This is a genomic window from Enterobacter sp. SECR19-1250 (genome assembly GCF_013391025.1).
GTDB lineage: Bacteria > Pseudomonadota > Gammaproteobacteria > Enterobacterales > Enterobacteriaceae > Enterobacter > Enterobacter cloacae.
The window spans coordinates 1-18,417 of the sequence record NZ_JACASJ010000066.1; the positions used below are offsets into that span (position 1 = coordinate 1).

16 protein-coding genes are annotated in these 18,417 nt (G+C 56.8%); 10 read left to right on the plus strand and 6 right to left on the minus strand.

Going from position 1 to position 18,417, the window contains the following annotated elements; genetic code table 11:
• Positions 1-208: 208 nt before the first annotated feature.
• Positions 209-2,623 (minus strand): putative ABC transporter permease subunit YbbP, encoded by a 2,415-nt coding sequence (gene ybbP, locus HX884_RS16715; RefSeq protein ID WP_178328500.1) that lies wholly within the window; start codon positions 2,621-2,623, stop codon positions 209-211.
• Positions 2,620-3,306: a putative ABC transporter ATP-binding protein YbbA gene (gene ybbA / locus HX884_RS16720; RefSeq protein WP_013095914.1), complete on the minus strand. Its 687-nt coding sequence runs from the start codon at positions 3,304-3,306 to the stop codon at positions 2,620-2,622. The genes ybbP and ybbA overlap by 4 nt, the downstream gene beginning before the upstream one ends.
• On the opposite strand from ybbA, the gene tesA reads away from it, so the two are divergent.
• From tesA to HX884_RS16735, 3 genes are read left to right on the plus strand one after another with little or no spacing between them, the layout of a single operon-like run.
• Positions 3,277-3,900, plus strand: coding sequence for a multifunctional acyl-CoA thioesterase I/protease I/lysophospholipase L1 (tesA, locus tag HX884_RS16725; RefSeq protein WP_013095913.1), 624 nt, complete (start codon positions 3,277-3,279; stop codon positions 3,898-3,900). The two genes, ybbA and tesA, sit on opposite strands and share 30 nt — an antisense overlap.
• 28 nt (positions 3,901-3,928) lie before the next feature.
• A complete protein-coding gene (locus HX884_RS16730) occupies positions 3,929-4,699 on the plus strand; it encodes an SDR family oxidoreductase (RefSeq protein ID WP_062856591.1) in 771 nt (256 codons plus the stop codon).
• Between the two features lie 58 nt (positions 4,700-4,757).
• A complete protein-coding gene (locus HX884_RS16735; RefSeq protein WP_013095911.1) occupies positions 4,758-5,612 on the plus strand; it encodes a co-chaperone YbbN in 855 nt (284 codons plus the stop codon).
• A 48-nt stretch (positions 5,613-5,660) separates the two neighbouring features.
• Here the strand turns inward: HX884_RS16735 and fetB are convergent, their stop codons facing one another.
• Positions 5,661-6,443: an iron efflux ABC transporter permease subunit FetB gene (fetB, locus tag HX884_RS16740; RefSeq protein WP_020685020.1), complete on the minus strand. Its 783-nt coding sequence runs from the start codon at positions 6,441-6,443 to the stop codon at positions 5,661-5,663.
• Positions 6,436-7,107 carry an iron efflux ABC transporter ATP-binding subunit FetA gene (gene fetA / locus HX884_RS16745; RefSeq protein ID WP_178328501.1) on the minus strand — a complete coding sequence of 224 codons (672 nt, stop codon included), beginning with the start codon at positions 7,105-7,107 and terminating at the stop codon, positions 6,436-6,438. The genes fetB and fetA overlap by 8 nt, the downstream gene beginning before the upstream one ends.
• 162 nt (positions 7,108-7,269) lie before the next feature.
• On the opposite strand from fetA, the gene HX884_RS16750 reads away from it, so the two are divergent.
• Both HX884_RS16750 and HX884_RS16755 read left to right on the plus strand, forming a co-directional pair.
• Positions 7,270-8,184 carry an SPFH domain-containing protein gene (locus HX884_RS16750; protein WP_008499312.1) on the plus strand — a complete coding sequence of 305 codons (915 nt, stop codon included), beginning with the start codon at positions 7,270-7,272 and terminating at the stop codon, positions 8,182-8,184.
• Positions 8,181-8,633, plus strand: a complete 453-nt coding sequence (locus HX884_RS16755) for an NfeD family protein (RefSeq protein ID WP_020685017.1) — start codon at positions 8,181-8,183, stop codon at positions 8,631-8,633. The genes HX884_RS16750 and HX884_RS16755 overlap by 4 nt, the downstream gene beginning before the upstream one ends.
• On the opposite strand, the gene cueR is transcribed toward HX884_RS16755, so the two are convergent.
• Positions 8,630-9,040 (minus strand): Cu(I)-responsive transcriptional regulator, encoded by a 411-nt coding sequence (cueR, locus tag HX884_RS16760; RefSeq protein WP_013095907.1) that lies wholly within the window; start codon positions 9,038-9,040, stop codon positions 8,630-8,632. The two genes, HX884_RS16755 and cueR, sit on opposite strands and share 4 nt — an antisense overlap.
• Positions 9,041-9,148: 108 nt before the next feature.
• On the opposite strand from cueR, the gene copA reads away from it, so the two are divergent.
• The 3 genes from copA to ybaK all read left to right on the plus strand — a co-directional run bounded on the left by copA (position 9,149) and on the right by ybaK (position 13,269).
• Positions 9,149-11,647: a copper-exporting P-type ATPase CopA gene (copA, locus tag HX884_RS16765; RefSeq protein ID WP_178328502.1), complete on the plus strand. Its 2,499-nt coding sequence runs from the start codon at positions 9,149-9,151 to the stop codon at positions 11,645-11,647.
• 148 nt (positions 11,648-11,795) lie between these two features.
• Complete coding sequence (locus HX884_RS16770; RefSeq protein WP_013095905.1) at positions 11,796-12,590, plus strand: TraB/GumN family protein; 795 nt, start codon at positions 11,796-11,798, stop codon at positions 12,588-12,590.
• 199 nt (positions 12,591-12,789) lie between these two features.
• Positions 12,790-13,269: a Cys-tRNA(Pro)/Cys-tRNA(Cys) deacylase YbaK gene (gene ybaK / locus HX884_RS16775; RefSeq protein ID WP_178328503.1), complete on the plus strand. Its 480-nt coding sequence runs from the start codon at positions 12,790-12,792 to the stop codon at positions 13,267-13,269.
• Positions 13,270-13,392: 123 nt separating this feature from the next.
• On the opposite strand, the gene ushA is transcribed toward ybaK, so the two are convergent.
• Positions 13,393-15,045 (minus strand): bifunctional UDP-sugar hydrolase/5'-nucleotidase UshA, encoded by a 1,653-nt coding sequence (gene ushA, locus HX884_RS16780; protein WP_013095904.1) that lies wholly within the window; start codon positions 15,043-15,045, stop codon positions 13,393-13,395.
• A 163-nt stretch (positions 15,046-15,208) separates the two neighbouring features.
• On the opposite strand from ushA, the gene HX884_RS16785 reads away from it, so the two are divergent.
• Positions 15,209-16,429 (plus strand): MFS transporter, encoded by a 1,221-nt coding sequence (locus HX884_RS16785; RefSeq protein WP_013095903.1) that lies wholly within the window; start codon positions 15,209-15,211, stop codon positions 16,427-16,429.
• Positions 16,430-16,654: 225 nt separating this feature from the next.
• A complete protein-coding gene (ybaL, locus tag HX884_RS16790; RefSeq protein ID WP_029882633.1) occupies positions 16,655-18,331 on the plus strand; it encodes a YbaL family putative K(+) efflux transporter in 1,677 nt (558 codons plus the stop codon).
• The last annotated feature ends 86 nt before the right edge of the window (positions 18,332-18,417 follow it).

Consider the following 18,417-nt stretch of genomic DNA (forward strand, 5'->3'; position numbering starts at 1 on the left):
TAATCAGCGAGTCAGCTTGGGAAGAAATGACCTGCTTATTCGCACCTTCCCTAAATATTTAGCGTGTGAATATTAACTGGAAATAATCGGACTGTGTGGGCGGGTTTTTAATGTTTTGTGCTACTAAATGAGTGGGTATTATCGATTTGTGCTGTTAACGGGCTGCGCACCAGCATTTAAACCGGCACGCAACCATCACGTCTGTGAACTAACTGACAAACTGGCGGAACAGTGCTTTGCCTTTTAACAGCCGCGTTCCGAGCCAGCCGCCGCAAAGTGAAAGCAGAAGCGCACCGCACACCGGCAGCGTCAGCCACAGGCGCCAGTCTGGCTCCCACGGGAAGTCGAAGACTTTCGACTGCAGCACTGCCAGCGCCGCCTCTGCGCCAATGGCGGCCACCAGGCCTGCCACCAGCCCCAGCAGGGCGAACTCGCTCCACAGCGTAGCTCTCAGCAGACGCTTGCCGGCTCCCAGCGTACGGTAGACCACCAGCTCCTGATGACGCTGACGCATGCCAACCTGCACCTGTGCCAGCAGCAACAGCACGCCGCAAATCGTCACCAGTACCACCATCACCTCCAGCGCGCGGCTGACCTGCTCCAGCACCTGACCGACCTGTTTCAGTATCGCGCCAATATCCAGCAGGCTGACCGTCGGGAATTCCCGGTTAAGCTGCGTCAACATGCCGTTGCCGTTTTCCCAGCGGAAGCTGGTGAGCCAGCTCTGCGGCTGTCCATCCAGCGCCCCGACAGGGAAGATAAAGAAGAAGTTTGGCCGCAGGCTTTCCCAGTCCACTTTGCGCAGGCTGGTCACTCTGGCGCTGAAATCCTGCGTGTCGCCGGTAAAGGTCACGCTATCTCCCAGCTTCACATTCAGACGCTTTGCCAGCCCCTCTTCCATCGACACTTCCCCGGCCTTTGGCGGCCAGCTTCCGGCGGTGATCGGGTTGTGATCCGGGCGCTTCTCCTGCCAGGTCAGGTTTAGCTCACGGTTGAGCGACTCATCTTTATTTCCCTCCGTCGACTGACCGTTGATCTGCGTCAGGCGCGCACGCACGATCGGATAGAACGACTCGGGAATAATGTGATGCTCAGAGAGAAAACCCTTCAGTGGCGTCACCTGTTCTGGAGCAATATTGATCAGAAAATAGTTCGGACTTTCCGGCGGAAGCTGCTGTTGCCAGCGATCCAGCAGATCGCCGCGCAGCACCAGCAAAAGCGCCAGCAGCATAAACGAGAGCGAAAACGCCGAAAGCTGGCTCAGCGTTGACCACGGCTGATGCAGCAGACGGTTCACCGCCAGCCGCACGGGAAGGGTGTTTATCGTCACCCTTTTCAGAACAGTGAGCAACATCCAGCCCAGCACGCCACACAGCAGCGCCAGAACCACCGCCCCAACCAGCACGGCCCACAGCAGGGTACTCCCGCCCATCAGCCAGGCAAGGAGCCCGATCACCACGGCTATCATCACCGGCAGGTAGTATTTAAGCGGCCAGACGCTGGCCACCACATCGCGGCGCAGCACGCGCAGCGGCTGGGTGGCGAGCAGGAGCCGGTACGGGCGCAACCCCACCAGCAATGAAATCACGGTCATCGCGCCAATCGCCCACAGCCACGGCCAGAGGCTTGCTGGCGGCAGCGCGGCAGGCAGTACCGGTTTCAGGAGCATCATCAGCAGCTTTTCAAACAGCAGACCTGTCGCCCCACCGGTGACGGCCGACAGCGCCAGCACCATCAGCCACTGGCCGACAATCAGCCTCCGCAATTGCGCCCTGCCCGCGCCAAGGGTTTTGAGGATCGCCACCAGATCGTAACGGCTGCGGCAGTAGTGTCCCATCGCCACGGCAACCGCCGCGACGGCCAGCAGCAGGGTTAACAGTGCCGAGAGCAGCAGGAACTGCTGAGAGCGTTCAAGAGACTTGCCGAGCGCGCCCTCATCCTGCTCAAGCCCGTACCAGCGGTGCTCCGGTTTTAACTGCGGCAGAAGCCATTTTTCATACGCCTCCAGCTGCGCAGGCGTGCCGCCAAACTTATAGCGCCAGGTGACACGGCTCCCCGGCTGGACGGCGTTGGTTTTCGCCACGTCTGCGGTGTTCATCAGCAAGCGTGGGGCGAGCTGGAACGGGTTGAAGCCGGAATCGGGTTCCTGAACCACCTCCCCGGCAATGGTCAGCGTCGCGTCCCCCACGTCGATGCTGTCACCTGTTTTCAGGTTCAGCAGCGCCATCAGTCGCGGTGCCAGCAGCACCGTACCGGGTTTCGGCTTGACGCCTGGCGGGCTGGTCTGCAGTTCACCGTACATCGGGTAGATATCATCCACGGCTTTGACGCTGGCCAGCTGCGGCGTGTCACCGGCAAAGGTCATGGTCTGGAAGCTTATCTGCTCCCCGACCTTGAGCCCCCGCTTGCGCGCTTCGTCGATCCAGCCCGGCGGGACGGCACGCGAGCTTTGCAGCGCCCTGTCGCCCGCCATAAATTCGCGGCTTTGCTGGCTAAGCCCTTTCTCCATGCGATCGCTGACGCTGCCCAGCGCCAGCACGCAGGCCACCGCCAGGCTTAACGCCAGCCAGACGATCAGCAGCGAAGGCGAGCGCCACTCGCGCCAGAACCAGCGGGCAATCATGCTTCCTCCTGCAATTCACCGTTGACCAGCCGCAGGCGGCGATCGCAGCGGGCGGCCAATTGCGGATCGTGCGTGACCAGAATCAGCGTGGTGCCATGTTCCCGGTTGAGCGAGAACAGCAGATCGGCAATTTTGTCTCCGGTTTTACGGTCCAGGTTCCCGGTGGGTTCATCGGCAAACAGCACCTCCGGGCGACCATTAAATGCGCGGGCCAGCGCCACGCGTTGCTGCTCTCCACCGGAAAGCTGCGCCGGAAGATGGTCAAGGCGTTTCCCCAGCCCCAGCTGTTCCAGCAATGCCTTCGCATGATCGCGGCTTTCACGGCTGCTTTCTCCGCGCAGCAGCGCGGGCAATTCAACATTTTCCAGCGCGTTCAGGGTGGGGATCAGCATGAAGGACTGAAACACAAAGCCGATGTGACGGGCACGTAGCGCGGCACGCGCCTCTTCATCAAGCTGATGCAGCGGCTGTCCGACCAGGTTAACCTCGCCGCTGCTGCCGTCGTCCAGTCCGGCCAGAATAGCCAGCAGCGTGGACTTACCGGAACCGGATTCGCCAATCAGCGCAATGGTTTCGGCAGGTTTGACAACGAGTTCAACTCCGGTAAGGATGGAAAGCTCGTGTTCCCCCTGACCGACGGACTTCTTAAGACGATGAACTTCAACAATGTTTTCCGCTGGCATTTGCCCTTCCTGTTTTTGATTCTGATGACTTTCCGCGCGGCGGCAGCGGACACGTTACTGGTTCTCGGCGACAGCCTCAGCGCAGGCTATCGTATGGCGGCCAGTGCGGCCTGGCCGGCTCTGCTCAACGAAAAATGGCAGAGCAAAACGTCTGTTATCAACGCCAGCATCAGCGGTGATACCTCGCAGCAGGGCTTGTCGCGTCTGCCAGCCTTGCTCAAACAGCATCAACCGCGATGGGTACTGGTGGAGCTGGGCGGTAACGACGGATTGCGTGGCTTCCAGCCTCAGCAAACAGAACAAACCCTGCGCACCATCCTGAAGGACATTAAAGCGGCGAACGCCCAGCCGCTGCTGATGCAAATTCGCCTGCCCGCCAACTACGGTCGTCGGTATAATGAAGCCTTTAGCGCGATCTACCCTAAGCTTGCCAACGAGTTTGATATTCCGCTGCTGCCATTTTTCATGGAAGAGGTCTATCTCAAACCCAACTGGATGCAGGATGACGGGATCCACCCCAATCGCGATGCACAGCCGTTTATTGCCGACTGGATGGCAACGCGGCTGGCTCCTTTAGTTAACCATGACTCCTGATTAAGCGGAGATCCTGACAGGTAAAGTTATGCAAAAATCGGTCTTAATTACAGGATGTTCCAGCGGAATTGGTCTTGAAAGCGCGCTCGAATTAAAGCGTCAGGGATTTCAGGTGCTGGCGGCCTGCCGTAAACCTGACGATGTGGAACGCCTCAACGGGATGGGGTTCACCAGCGTGTTGCTGGATCTGGACTCACCGGACAGCGTTGAACGCGCCGCCGATGAGGTGATCGCCCTTACCGGCAACCGTCTATACGGTCTGTTCAATAATGCCGGTTACGGTCTCTATGGCCCGCTGAATACGATCTCCCGCGAACAGCTTGAACAACAGTTTTCCAGCAACTTTTTCGGTGTGCATCAGCTCACCATGCGCCTGCTTCCGGCGATGCTGCCTCACGGTGAAGGGCGTATCGTGATGACCTCCTCGGTCATGGGGCTGATTTCTACCCCCGGCCGCGGCGCGTATGCCGCCAGCAAATATGCGCTGGAAGCATGGTCGGACGCCCTGCGCATGGAGTTGCGTCACAGCGGGATTAAGGTGAGCCTGATTGAACCCGGCCCCATCCGCACCCGTTTTACGGATAACGTCAACCAGACGCAGGCGGACAAACCGGTCGAAAACCCCGGCATCGCCGCACGTTTTACCCTTGGGCCGGAAGCGGTTGTCGCGAAAGTGCGCCATGCTTTTGAGAGCGATAACCCAAAAATGCGCTATCCGGTAACGCTGGTCACCCATGCCGTAGGCTGGTTAAAACGTCTGCTGCCGGGCCGGATGATGGACAAAATTTTACACGGTTGAGTTGAAGCGACGACGCTCACCCCCATGTAAATAACAAACCGATAAAAGAGAATGCCGCATGTCCGTACAGAATATCGTCAATATTACTGAAGCAAACCTGCAACAGGTCCTCGAACAGTCGATGGTTAAACCGGTACTGTTCTACTTCTGGTCTGAACGCAGCCAACACTGTCTGCAACTGACGCCGGTCCTCGAAAGCCTTGCCGCGCAATATAATGGCCAGTTCATTCTCGCCAAACTGGACTGTGATGCAGAACCCATGGTGGCCTCTCAGTTTGGCCTGCGCGCCATCCCCACGGTCTATCTTTTCCAGAATGGACAGCCTGTTGATGGCTTCCAGGGACCGCAGCCTGAAGAGGCGATCCGCGCCCTGCTGGATAAAGTGCTGCCGCGTGAGGAGGAGCTAAAAGCGCAGGAAGCCATGGCGCTGATGCAGGAAGGTAAATACGACGAAGCCCTGCCGCTGTTGAAAGACGCCTGGCAGCTCTCTAAGCAGAACAGCCAGATTGGCCTGCTGCTGGCTGAAACGCAGATTGCCCTGCACCGCTCAGAAGATGCTGAAGCCGTGCTAAAAACGATCCCGTTGCAGGATCAGGACACCCGCTATCAGGGCCTGGTGGCGCAAATTGATCTGCTGAAACAGGCGGCGGATACCCCGGAAATCCAGCAACTCCAGCAGCAGGTTGCCGATAACCCGGCCGACGCAGCGCTGGCAAGCCAGCTGGCACTCCAGTTGCATCAGGTGGGTCGAAACGAAGAGGCACTGGAACTGCTGTTCAGCCACCTGCAAAACGATCTGGCTGCCGCAGACGGTCAAGCGCGGAAAATGTTCCAGGAGATCCTGGCCGCGCTGGGTACCGGCGATGCGCTGGCCTCGAAGTACCGTCGTCAGCTGTACGCGCTGCTCTACTAAAAAAAATGCCCGGTGGCGCTCACGCTTACCGGGCCTACACAAACAGGCTTAATCCGCTTTTTTTAGCTGTGTGACCACCAGCTGGTGGCGCGCGTTGTAGAACTTCCTATACGTCAGATAACAGGCAATGATGGTCGACAGGCTCGCCGTGGAGAGCAGCATAAAGGTCACCATGATCTGATATTTGATCGCTTTCACCGGATCAATGCCAGCGAAGATCAGCCCTGACATCATCCCCGGCAGACTCACCAGCCCGACCGTTTTCGCCGAATCCACCGTAGGGATTAGCGACGCGCGGATACTCTCACGAATCAGCCGCGCCGACGCCACTTTTGGCGTGGCCCCCAGGCTTAACTTCTCCTGCAGCTTCTGTTGCTCACTGCTGAAGCGCTGGCCAAGGTTGTTGTAGCACAGCCCTACCGCCACCATGGCGTTCCCGGCGATCATCCCGGAGATGGGGATCACCTGCATCGGCGTAAACTCAATAGAGCCAGATAGCACCAGCACCGCCAGCGTCAGCGCGGTCCCGGTCGTAATGGCAATAAATGACGAGACAAACGCCTTATCGATATATTTGCTGCGCTTCTGCGCATTCCACGCTGCGTTGAAGCAGATAAACAGCACCATCAGCAGCGTCAGCACCGCGTGGTTGACGTTAAAGATGTACTTCAGCACATAGCCAACGATGATGAGCTGAATCACCGCGCGGCAGATGCTCCAGAGAATATCTTTCTCCAGCCCCAGCTTTTCCCGGTAGCTCACTAAAATCGCCACCAGTACCAGCACCATGGAAAACGCCAGCGATGCGTTGGTGATATTATGCTCACCCATGGTTTGCCTCCTGCCATTTCCCACCCTGCGGCTGCAGCGTGATGACATCATCCGCATGGGCAATTTCATTTGCGTCGTGCGTCACCCACAGCACGGCAATATTTTGTTCACTGGCGTAGCGATGGATGATGTCGTTCACGTTGCGCTTGTTGGCCTCATCCAGCGCGCTGGTGATCTCGTCCAGCAGCAGCACCTTCGGTAAAAACTGCAGGTTACGAATCAGCGAAACGCGCTGCTTTTCGCCCCCGGAGAGCTCATTAATGGATTTGGTCAATGTCTCCTGCGCCAGGCCAAAGCGGGCCAGGTCAGCGATAAATTTATTCGGCTCCGGCGTTAGCTGGCGAATCTGCCACGGGAAGATCAGGTTGTCATAGACCGTTTCGCCGAACAGTGAAGGGGTCTGTACACAATAAGAGACCTGCTGGCGATAGCGTTCCGGGGAGAGGGTCGCAATATCGTGGCCCTCAAACAGAACGGTTCCCTCCGTAGGACTTAGCAGTGAAGCCACAATTTTCAGTAACGTGCTTTTGCCGCAGCCTGACGGCCCGGTGATTAATTTAAACTCGCCCGGTGAAAGGCAAAATTCGACGTGCTGAAGGATCGTATTCCCCCCAACACGAAACCCGACATCCCTGAGATGTAATATGTTTTTTTGATCGTTCATTCCGCTTCCGTTAACCGATTCTGGTAAAAATCGTCTGTAGCATAATCCTTTGTCCCTTCCCAGCCTATTTTCAGAGGCGAATTTCAGCCCGATAGCCGATATACTGATGAACAATAAACATGCATTTTTACTCATCAACAGCATGCAAAACAGGAGGTTTTTATGCTTATCGTTGTTCCTGTCCTTATATTCGTTGCGCTGGTTATTGTGGGCGCCGGGGTCAAAATTGTCCCGCAGGGATATCAGTGGACCGTTGAACGCTTCGGCCGCTATACCAATACACTCCAGCCAGGTTTGAGCCTGATTGTTCCCTTCATGGACAGAATTGGTCGCAAGATCAACATGATGGAACAAGTGTTGGATATCCCCTCGCAGGAAGTTATTTCGAAGGATAACGCCAACGTCACCATCGATGCCGTCTGTTTTATTCAGGTTATTGATGCGCCCAAAGCCGCCTATGAGGTGAGTAACCTGGAGCTGGCGATTGTTAATCTGACGATGACCAACATCCGTACGGTACTCGGCTCTATGGAGCTGGACGAAATGCTCTCTCAGCGTGACAGCATCAACACCCGTCTGCTGCACATTGTTGATGAAGCGACAAACCCGTGGGGCATTAAAGTCACCCGCATTGAAATCCGGGACGTTCGCCCACCTGCGGAGCTTATCGCTTCGATGAACGCCCAGATGAAGGCAGAACGAACCAAGCGCGCCTATATTCTGGAAGCCGAAGGGGTGCGTCAGGCGGAGATCCTGAAAGCCGAAGGGGAAAAACAGTCGCAAATTCTGAAAGCGGAAGGGGATCGCCAGTCTGCCTTCTTGCAGGCAGAGGCGCGTGAACGTTCTGCCGAAGCGGAAGCCCGCGCAACCCAGATGGTATCCGAGGCCATTGCCGCCGGTGACATCCAGGCCGTGAACTACTTTGTCGCGCAAAAATATACCGATGCGCTGAAAGAGATCGGCTCGGCAAATAACAGCAAAGTGGTGATGATGCCGCTGGATGCCAGCAGTCTGATGGGCTCCATCGCCGGGATTGCTGAACTTATCAAAGACAGCGGAAACGAGCGCAAAAAATGATTGAGCTGATCGTCGCACATCCTCATGCTTTCTGGCTAAGCCTGGGTGGCTTACTGCTGGCCGCAGAGATGCTTGGTGGCAACGGTTATCTGCTCTGGAGCGGTGTGGCCGCAGTGATTACCGGGCTGCTGGTCTGGCTGCTCCCCCTGGACTGGGCGTGGCAGGGCGCGCTGTTTGCCGTGCTGACGCTGGTGGCCGCCTGGCTGTGGTGGCGCTGGCTGAACCGTCAGGTTAACGAGCAAAAACCGCTGGATACCCATCTCAATCAGCGTGGACAGCAGATCGTCGGCCAGCGCTTTACGCTTGAGACTGCGCTGGTGAACGGCCGCGGACATATGCGCGTGGGCGATAGCTCCTGGCCGGTGGTGGCCGACGATGACCTCAGCGCCGGGACGCGGGTTGAGGTCATCGCGGTGGAAGGGATTACGCTTCGGGTGAAAGCCTGCTAAGCCTGCGCCTTACGATGACAGCAGCCGGCAAGATTATCGATAATCGGGCAGTCGGCGCTGTCATCTCCCGGACAGGATTCCGCCAACGCCAGCAGCTGCTTGCGCATCGCTTCCAGTTCCGTAATGTGCCGTTCAATCTCCGCCACTTTTTCCAGCGTCCGTTTTTTTACATCTGCGCTGTGGCGTTTTGGATCGTTGAACAGATTCACCAGCTCACCGCACTCTTCAAGGTTAAAACCCACCTGACGCGCCTGACGCAGTAAGGTCAGCTCGTCCAGATGCAGTTGCGTGTAGCTACGGTAGCCATTTTCGCTGCGCAGCGGCGGCGTCACCAGCCCCTTCTCTTCATAAAAGCGGATTGCTTTGCTGGTCAATCCGGTTTTTTTCGCAACATCGCTGATATTCACATTTCCCCCTTGACCTTCCCCTTGATGGAAGGTTTAACCTTCATAACAGTTAGCGAAAAGCGTTACTCCGGTCAACAACTGACCAGTTCATTATACGGGAGTTTTGTTATGTCTCACACAATTGACCTGACACTGGACGGCCTCTCCTGCGGCCACTGTGTCAAACGCGTAAAAGAAAGTCTGGAACAGCGTCCTGATGTCGAAAGCGCTGACGTCACTATCGATCACGCCGCCGTCACCGGCAGCGCCAGTGCGCAAGCGCTGATTGATACCATCAAACAGGCAGGTTATGGGGCGGAGCTGAGCCACCCAAAGGCTAAACCGCTGGCAGAGTCATCATCCCCGTCGGAAGCACTGACAGCGGCCACTCCTGAGCTTCCGGCAGCTGATGATATCGATGACAGCCAACAGCTGCTGATCAACGGCATGAGCTGCGCCAGCTGCGTCTCCCGGGTGCAAAATGCCTTGCAGGCGGTACCCGGAGTCGCGCAGGCACGGGTCAATCTTGCGGAGCGTACTGCGCTGGTTATGGGCAGTGCCTCCGCCGCAGAATTAGTGCAGGCCGTTGAAAAAGCGGGCTATGGCGCAGAGGCCATCGAAGATGATGCCAAACGCCGCGAACGCCAGCAGGAAACGGCTATCGCCACCATGAAACGCTTCCGCTGGCAGGCCATTGTTGCACTGCTGGTCGGGATCCCGGTGATGGTGTGGGGCATGATCGGTGACAACATGATGGTCACCGACGATAACCGCACGCTGTGGCTGGTCATTGGTATTATTACGCTTGGTGTAATGGTATTTGCAGGCGGACATTTCTACTCCAGCGCCTGGAAGAGCCTGAAAAACCGCACCGCAACCATGGATACGCTGGTGGCCCTCGGCACGGGTGCGGCATGGCTCTACTCCATGAGCGTGAACGTCTGGCCACAGTGGTTCCCGATGGAAGCCCGCCATCTCTATTATGAAGCGAGCGCGATGATCATCGGCCTGATTAACCTGGGCCATATGCTGGAAGCCCGTGCCCGTCAGCGCTCCTCAAAGGCGCTGGAGCGGCTGCTGGATTTAACCCCCCCGACCGCCCGCGTGGTCACTGACGACGGAGAAAAAAGCGTTCCTCTGGCCGAGGTTCAGCCCGGTATGACGCTGCGTCTGACCACCGGTGACCGTGTTCCCGTGGACGGAGACATTACGCAGGGCGAAGCCTGGTTTGACGAAGCGATGCTCACCGGGGAACCCATTCCGCAGCAGAAATCACAGGGTGATGGCGTGCATGCCGGTACGGTGGTGCAGGACGGCAGCGTGCTGTTCACCGCCAGTGCGGTGGGGAGCCATACCACGCTGTCCCGTATTATCCGCATGGTGCGCCAGGCACAGAGCAGTAAGCCTGAAATAGGTCAGCTGGCCGATAAAATCTCCGCCATTTTTGTGCCGGTAGTAGTGGGCATCGCGCTGCTGAGCGCGGCTATCTGGTATTTCTTCGGCCCGGCGCCGCAAATTGTCTATACCCTGGTGATCGCCACCACGGTACTGATTATCGCCTGTCCTTGCGCGCTCGGCCTTGCGACGCCGATGTCGATTATCTCCGGCGTGGGACGCGCCGCCGAATTTGGCGTGCTGGTACGTGATGCAGATGCCCTGCAACGCGCCAGCACTCTCGACACGCTGGTCTTTGATAAAACCGGTACCCTGACCGAAGGTAAACCGCAGGTTGTATCCGTGCATACCTCAGGCTTCGCAGAGGCTGACGCGCTGCGTCTCGCCGCGGCCCTGGAACAAGGCTCCAGCCACCCGCTGGCGCGGGCCATCATTGAGAAAGCCGGTGAGGCCAGCCTGCCGCAGGTGAACAACTTCCGCACCCTGCGCGGATTAGGCGTCAGCGGTGAGGCCGAAGGGCACACACTGCTGCTGGGTAACCAGGCCCTGATGAATGAAAACGGCATAGCAACTTCAGCGCTGGAAAGTGAACTGAATGCCCAGGCATCACAGGGCGCAACCCCTGTCCTGCTTGCGGTGGACGGTCATATTGCGGCCCTGCTGGCCGTGCGCGATCCGTTACGTCAGGACAGTGTGGATGCCTTACAACGACTGCACCGCGCGGGCTACCGCCTGGTGATGTTAACCGGGGATAACCCAACCACGGCCAACGCCATCACCAGAGAGGCGGGGATCGATGAAGTCATTGCCGGTGTCCTGCCGGACGGCAAAGCGGACGCCATTAAAACGCTGCAACAACAGGGGCGCCAGGTCGCGATGGTTGGCGACGGTATTAACGATGCGCCGGCGCTGGCACAGGCAGAGGTGGGGATTGCCATGGGAAGCGGGAGCGACGTTGCCATTGAGACGGCAGCCATCACACTGATGCGACACAGCCTGATGGGTGTTGCCGATGCGCTGGCGATTTCGAAAGCCACGTTGCGCAACATGAAGCAGAACCTGCTGGGTGCGTTTATCTATAACTCGCTCGGTATCCCGATTGCTGCCGGCATTCTTTGGCCCCTGACCGGTACGCTGCTTAACCCGGTGGTCGCAGGTGCAGCGATGGCGCTCTCCTCCATTACCGTGGTGAGCAACGCCAACCGTCTGCTGCGCTTTAAACCGAAAGCGTAATACGTTGTAGGCCGGGGAAGCGCAGCGCCACCCGGCTTTTTTGCCTGATGGCGCTGCGCTTATCAGGCCTACGAAACGTGCCGACGTTCACCTGTTGCGCCGCCCTGCCCCACGCGTTAGCATGAACCTTTCCGTTTATGGAGCGCGTATGAGCCTGTTTCGCCGTATAAAAACATCGTTTCGCGCCCTCTTCCCCCGCCGTTATACCTGGCCCGGAATGGATATCTCGCTCCCCGGCGGTCAGCATCTGCACCTGGTGGGCAGCATACATATGGGCACGCAGGATATGTCTCCGCTGCCCTCTGGTCTGTTATCCCTCCTGAAGCAGGCCGATGCGCTGGTGGTTGAGGCGGATATTTCAGGCCACGAGTCTCCCTTTGCCGGGCTGGAGAGCGATCTCACCCTGGCCGACCGTCTGGACGAGGCTCAGCTCGCCGAACTGACGCGCGTGGCGGATGAAACCGGCGTTTCGCTCTCGATGCTGGACACCCTGCCGCTCTGGCAGATTGCCATGATATTACAGGCGACGCAGGCGCAGCGTCTGGGTCTGCGCGGTGATTACGGTATTGATTACCAGCTGCTGAATGCAGCCCGGGCACGCCGTCTGCCGATCATTGAGCTGGAAGGTACCGATAGCCAGATTGCCCTCCTTCGCCAGCTGCCTGATGACGGTCTCATTCTTCTTGATGATACGCTAACGCACTGGCATACCAACGCCCGTCTGCTGCAAACCATGATTGGCTGGTGGCTGGATGCCCCGCCTGCTGAGGGGAAATTAACGCTGCCGTCGACGTTCAGTGAATCGCTGTATGATGTGCTGATGAACGCACGCAATGCGGCATGGCGGCAGACGCTGCATGCGTTACCTGCCGGGCATTACGTGGTTGCGGTGGGGGCATTACATTTGTACGGAGAAGGAAACTTGCCGTCGCTGCTGAAATAAAAAAATGGCCAATATTTCTATTGGCCCGTCAAAGAGGAATTTCATCGTTTTTATTATGCCGAAGGAGACCTTCGGTTGAGCCGATTGTCGCTCAAAGTGACCATCACTGCCAATACTATTGCGCAAGATGGTGCTATTTTTTAGACAAACGTCAGGCGTATGCTGTCAGCATGAATTGTCTGTCGTAAGAAGGATAGCTATGACTCCCGCCGTTAAATTACTCGAAAAAAACAAAATTTCTTTCCGGATCCACACTTGCGATCACGATCCGAACGAAACCAATTTTGGTGATGAAGTGGTGCGCAAACTGGGGCTGAACGCCGACCAGGTCTATAAAACGCTGCTGGTGGCCGTGAATGGCGATATGAAGCATCTCGCCGTCGCGGTCACGCCCGTGGCTGGTCAACTGGACCTGAAGAAAGTGGCCAAAGCGCTGGGAGCGAAAAAGGTAGATATGGCAGACCCAATGGTTGCGCAACGCACCACGGGTTATCTGGTGGGCGGGATTAGCCCGCTCGGGCAGAAAAAACGCCTGCCAACGCTGATTGACGCCCCTTCGCAGGAATTTGAAACCATCTATATTTCCGGCGGCAAGCGCGGGCTGGATATCGAACTGGCCGCAGGCGATCTGGCCAAAATGCTGGATGCGAAGTTTGCGGATATTGCGCGCAGGGATTAAAAGAAAAAGCCGGGTGGCGGCTGCGAGGTAAAAGCAAAACGGTAACAGACGTTACCGTTTTTTGTGTTCGCGCCCTCAGCCCGGTGGGAGAGGGTTGGGGTGAGGGCATCAGGCCGCACAACGTTACTGCCAGCTCACCTCGCCTTTCGGCTCATACGCATTCACGTCGATCGGTGAATTCTGCTCGATAAACTGCTTCAGAACCTCGGCATCAATAAAGCCGGTATTCACATAGCCCGGTTTGTTATCGATGTGCGGATAACCGTCGCCGCCGGTGGCGTTAAAGCTTAAGGTTGCCAGACGGTAGGTTTTCGCGGGATCAACCGGCTCACCCTTGATTTTGAGATCGTTGAGCTTGCCGTCTTTGGCCACAAAGCTGACGTTAGCGAACTGCGGATAGGCGCCGGAGTCCGGCTTCATCTGCGCCACGGCGGTAAGGTACTCAATCACCTCTTTCCCGCTCATATCGGCATAAACCACCACGTTGCCAAACGGCTGCACCTTCAGCACATCTTTATAGGTGATATTCCCGCCTTCGATGGAATCACGGATCCCGCCGCCGCTCATCACACCAAAATCAGCGCCGGTGCGCGCGATTTGTGCCGCCAGCACCAGGTGACCCATATTGGTCTGTACGAAACGGACTTTGCTGCGGTCCCCTTCCAGACGCCCGTTCAGCGTACCAATTTTCACGTCCAGCTGCGCTTTGCCTTTATTCTGGAACGGGGTTAACAGGGAGAGCATCTGTGGGTTCTCGGGGATCTCCGGGGTGTAGAGCACGCGCTCACTTTTCCCGTCCGGGTAGGTCACTTTTTTCTTCAGGTTGACCGGGATGAGCTGATAATGCACCAGTTTCATCTCGCCGTTACGGAACTCAAAGTCGGCACGGCCAACGTATTTACCCCACTCGTGCGCCTGCACAATCCAGATCCCGTTCTGACGGTCTGGTGCGCACGGCGTGCCGGGAACATAATCCACCTGCTTTTTATTCTCCGAGGCCATGCACACCGGATCTTGTGAGTGACCACCCACAATCATTGCCAGCGAGCCCGCAGGGAGGCTGCGCGCCATTTCAACGTCGCCCGGTGCGTTAGAACCATGCTCGCCGTTGTCGTAATGTCCCATATGGGTGGTGGCGATGATCACGTCCGGTTTTTCGTTTTGCTGCAACTCCTGAATCACCAGCTTCGCTTCGTCTGCCGGTTTACGGAATTCGATATCGGTAAAGAACTCAGGGTTGCCAATTTTTGCCGTATCGTCCGTGGTGAGGCCAATCACCGCGATTTTCAGATCCTGACGCTTAAACAGCGCCCACGGTTTAAACAGGCGTTCACCGGTGCTTTTCTGATAGATATTGGCGGAGAGGAACGGGAATTTGGACCATTTTTCCTGCTGGCGCAGCACGCTCAGCGGGTTATCAAACTCGTGGTTTCCGACGGCCATCGCATCGTAACCGATTAAATTCATGCCGCGAAAATCAGGCTCGGCATCCTGTAAATCGGACTCCGGCACGCCGGTATTGATATCGCCCCCCGATAACAGCAGCACGCTGCCCCCTTCGGCGGCAACCTCTTTACGAATGCCATCCACCAGCGTTTTTTGCGCGGAGAGACCATATTCGCCGTACTCGCTGCGCCAGAAATGGCCGTGGTGATCGTTGGTATGCAGGATCGTAATTTTATACGTTTTGTCTTTTTCATACGCCTGTGCGGGCAGGCTTGCCAGACCCCAGGCGGCGAGCAGCGCCAACGCGACGCCATGCTTCATTAACTTCATCTTCTCTCTCCCTGACCAATAGACAAACGCAAAAATTACAGTGAGTAACAAGAATAGACAAATAAGTTTTCATAATTGCGACTTTCTTCAAATGTCGCTGGCAGGTATGTTAGTTGGATAATAATTACCCCCTGCATTTTTCATCACTAACGACGTGGTATTTATGGCAATCAGTGAATCAACCCAGCCCGTTTCGGGCGCGCCGGCGTCGCCGCCACCCTCGCGCACCTCATTTAAAGTCTTAGGCGCTATTAGCCTCTCCCATCTGCTCAACGACATGATCCAGTCGCTGATCCTGGCGATTTACCCGCTGCTGCAGTCCGAGTTTTCATTAACCTTCGTGCAGATTGGGATGATCACCCTGACCTTCCAGCTGGCCTCTTCGCTACTGCAACCGATCGTCGGTTACTGGACGGATAAATATCCGATGCCGTGGTCGCTGCCGATTGGCATGTGCTTCACCCTGAGCGGGCTGGTGCTGCTGGCTATGGCGGGCAGTTTTGAAGCGGTGCTGCTTGCCGCCGCGCTAGTGGGGACCGGCTCGTCGGTCTTCCATCCGGAGTCCTCCCGCGTGGCACGTATGGCCTCCGGCGGGCGCCACGGGCTGGCGCAATCACTCTTCCAGGTGGGCGGTAATTTTGGCAGTTCCCTCGGCCCGCTGCTGGCGGCAGTGATCATCGCCCCCTACGGCAAGGGTAACGTCGCCTGGTTTGTGCTGGCCGCCCTGCTGGCGATCGTTGTGCTCGCCCAGATCAGCCGCTGGTATGCCGCACAGCACCGCGTAAACAAAGGCAAACCAAAAGTGAAGGTTATCAATCCCCTTCCACGCAATAAGGTGATCCTGGCTGTGTCCGTGCTGCTGGTGCTGATTTTCTCGAAATATTTCTATATGGCGAGCATCAGCAGCTATTACACCTTTTACCTGATGCAAAAATTCGGATTATCGGTACAAAACGCGCAGTTCCACCTGTTTGCTTTCCTGTTTGCCGTCGCAGCAGGGACGGTGATTGGCGGGCCAGTCGGGGATAAAATTGGCCGTAAATATGTTATTTGGGGCTCTATCCTTGGCGTTGCTCCCTTTACCCTTATTTTGCCTTACGCCAGCCTTGAATGGACGGGCATTTTAACGGTGATTATTGGTTTTATTCTGGCTTCGGCGTTCTCGGCTATCCTGGTGTATGCGCAGGAGTTGTTACCGGGGCGTATTGGTATGGTTTCCGGGCTCTTCTTTGGTTTCGCCTTCGGCATGGGCGGCCTTGGTGCAGCCGTGTTAGGCATGGTTGCCGACCACACCAGTATCTTCCTGGTTTATAAAATCTGCGCTTTCCTGCCACTTCTGGGGATGTTGACCATATTCCTGCCTGATAATCGTCATAAAGCGTAATTTCATGGCTGCCAAAGTGTAACTTTGGCAGCCTGATGCCCTCATGGCATAAGGCTTTCCTGTTCATCCCTTCTCTGAATTTATCAAAACCTGCCTTTTCTGAGGCATATTGCCGTTTTATTCAAACTTCAATTATTCATAAACACAAGGGTAAAAATTGTCATAAACTATTACTCGGTTTTTGGTTTTCACCAAAATGGAACACCCACAACGAAAGGAGACGGAATGCACCACGCCACACCGCTTATCACCACCATTGTTGGTGGACTTGTGCTCGCTTTTATTCTCGGCATGATTGCCAATAAACTGCGTATTTCCCCTCTTGTGGGCTATTTGTTAGCCGGGGTACTGGCGGGACCGTTTACGCCTGGCTTCGTTGCGGATACCAAACTGGCACCTGAACTGGCGGAACTGGGCGTGATTCTGCTGATGTTTGGCGTGGGGCTGCATTTTTCCCTGAAGGACCTGATGGCGGTAAAGTCGATCGCCATACCGGGAGCGATCGCCCAGATAGGGGTGGCGACGCTGCTGGGCATGGCGCTTTCGGCCGTACTGGGCTGGTCGTTAATGACCGGCATCGTATTTGGGCTGTGTCTCTCAACCGCCAGTACCGTGGTGCTGCTGCGCGCGCTTGAAGAGAGGCAGCTGATAGATAGCCAGCGCGGACAAATCGCAATCGGCTGGCTGATTGTTGAAGATCTGGTGATGGTGCTGACGCTGGTCCTGCTGCCTGCCGTCGCCGGAATGATGGAAAAAGACACCCTCGGCTTTGCCTCGCTGGCGCTGGATATGAGCATCACCATCGGAAAAGTGGTGGCGTTTATCGCCATCATGATGCTGGTAGGCCGCCGTCTGGTGCCGTGGATCATGTCGCGCAGCGCGGCCACCGGCTCGCGTGAACTGTTCACCCTTTCCGTCCTTGCGCTGGCGCTGGGGATTGCCTTTGGTGCGGTGGAGCTCTTTGACGTCTCCTTTGCCCTTGGCGCGTTCTTCGCCGGGATGGTGCTGAACGAATCCGAACTGAGCCACCGAGCGGCGCACGACACCCTCCCCCTGCGTGATGCCTTCGCGGTGCTGTTCTTTGTATCCGTCGGGATGCTGTTTGATCCGATGATTCTGGTTCAGCAGCCGTTGGCCGTACTGGGGACGCTGGCGATTATCATCTTTGGTAAGTCGGTCGCCGCCTTTTTCCTGGTGCGAATGTTCGGCCACTCGCCGCGTACCGCTCTTACCATCGCCGCAAGCCTGGCACAGATTGGTGAGTTCGCCTTTATTCTGGCGGGTCTGGGGATGGCGCTGAACCTGCTGCCGCAGGCCGGGCAGAACCTGGTGCTGGCGGGAGCGATCCTCTCGATTATGCTGAACCCCGTGCTGTTCGCGCTGCTGGAAAAATATCTCGATAAAACGGAAACCCTTGAAGAGCAGACGCTCGAAGAGGCCATTGAAGAAGAGAAGCAGATCCCGGTGGATATTTGCAACCACGCCCTGCTGGTCGGCTTTGGCCGTGTGGGAAGCCTGCTCGGCGAGAAGCTGATGGCGCAAGGGATCCCGCTGGTGGTGATTGAAACCTCGCGTACCCGCGTCGATGAGTTGCGCGAGCGCGGTATCCGCGCGGTGCTGGGCAATGCGGCGAACGAAGAAATTATGAACCTGGCGCATCTGGACTGCGCCCGCTGGCTGCTGCTGACCATTCCAAACGGCTACGAAGCGGGTGAGATTGTGGCCACTGCACGTGAGAAATGCCCAACGATTGAGATCATTGCCCGCGCCCATTACGACGACGAGGTGGATTACATCACCGAACGGGGTGCGAATCAGGTGGTGATGGGTGAGCGCGAAATTGCGAATACGATGCTGGCGCTGCTGGCGAAGCCGCCGGTTGAAGAGGCTGTGACGAGGTAAGTTTCGTGCGGCCTGATGCCCTCACCCTGACCCTCTCCCACCGGGAGAGGGAATAAACACTAAAAACGGCAACATGCGTTGCCGTT